Raw genomic sequence first — 1,423 nt, 5'->3', positions numbered from 1 at the left:
CAGTTAAGAGATAAATGATCGGTTGAACGATCCTACAGTTGGCTTATAAAGGCTCTAAGTCCCCAATACTTAGAGCCTTTTATTTTGCAATTAACCACAGCCCTCACACTCGCCAATCGTTACGCCCCCAATACTGAACAACTTGGAAAACTCAGTGACATTCTTTGTCCTGATTTCATCAACCAATGCTTAGAGGCTTCCGGTGTGGTCACCATTCGTAAACGCCGCATCCCTCTTGATATGGCCGTTTGGGCGGTCGTTGCTATGTCGCTTTACCGGCAAGAGCCTCTGTGGTCAATTGTCTCCAAAGCGCAATTAATGCTACCTGGGAAACGAAGTCTCGTTGCCCCTAGTGCCATCGTTCAAGCAAGGCAACGGCTCGGGGCTGATGCAATGAAAGAAGTATTTCACCAAAGCCAGCGCTTGTGGAATGAAACGGCTGACCATCCAACTTGGTGTGGATTAAAGCTCCTCGCTGTCGATGGTGTGGTATGGCGGACGCCGGATACCAAAGAAAATCGCGATGCGTTTCAATCTGCGTCAAATCAAAATGGTGAGGGGAGCTTTCCTCAGGTACGCATGGTTTGCCAGATGGAATTGACCAGTCACATGTTAGTCGCCAGTGCTTTCGCAAGTTATAAAACCAATGAGATGGTATTGGCGGAGCAATTGATTGAAACGACACCAGACTACAGCCTCACAATGTTCGACAGAGGGTTCTACTCTCTTAGTCTTCTTCACCGCTGGGCAAATACAGGTATTGAAAGGCATTGGCTGATGCCAATGCGCAAAAATACTCAATTTACTGAAATTAGAAAACTGGGTCGCAATGACCGGATTGTCGAAATCAAGACAACGCCTCAGGCGAGAAAGAACTCCCCCTCACTACCTGAAACCATCGAAGTCCGCCTGATAAAGAAAACGTTCAAAGGGAAAGAAGTGAGTATCTTGACCTCGATGACAGACCATCGTCGTTATCCGTCAGCGGACATCGCCGAGCTTTATAGCCATAGATGGGAAATCGAAGTGGGATATCGGGAAATGAAGTCTTCACTGTTGAACAACGAGTTCACACTGAGAAGCAAGAAACCAGAGATGGTGAAGCAAGAGTTATGGGGCTTATTGCTTAGCTATAACATCATTAGATATCAGATGGTTAACATGGCTAAAGCGGTGCCTGGTATCTACCCCAATCAACTGAGTTTCACAACGTGTGCTCACTCTATCATTCACGTCATTTTAGGGTTCTGGTTGGAGTCAGCGGGAACAATCCCTAAGCGCATTACTCACTTGCAGGAGGAGGCGATACACCATGTGTTGCCCATTAAACGAGAAGAGCGGCTCTATCCGAGAGCAATAAAGCCAAAGGCAAAGAAATACCCCAATAAAAAGAAAGCCAGTCAGCTTAACTGACTGGCATTAG

Annotated in this window: 1 protein-coding gene; it reads left to right on the top strand. The window is 46.7% G+C overall.

The window, feature by feature from the left end; all coding sequences use genetic code 11:
- Positions 1–84: 84 nt before the first annotated feature.
- On the top strand, positions 85–1,413 hold the full coding sequence (locus RH89_RS15115) for an IS4 family transposase (protein ID WP_004403683.1): 1,329 nt from the start codon (positions 85–87) through the stop codon (positions 1,411–1,413).
- Positions 1,414–1,423: the final 10 nt, after the last annotated feature.

The organism is Vibrio nigripulchritudo ATCC 27043, from assembly GCF_000222685.1.
GTDB classification, from domain to species: Bacteria; Pseudomonadota; Gammaproteobacteria; order Enterobacterales; family Vibrionaceae; genus Vibrio; species Vibrio nigripulchritudo.
This window is presented reverse-complemented; position numbering and strand designations above follow the sequence as displayed.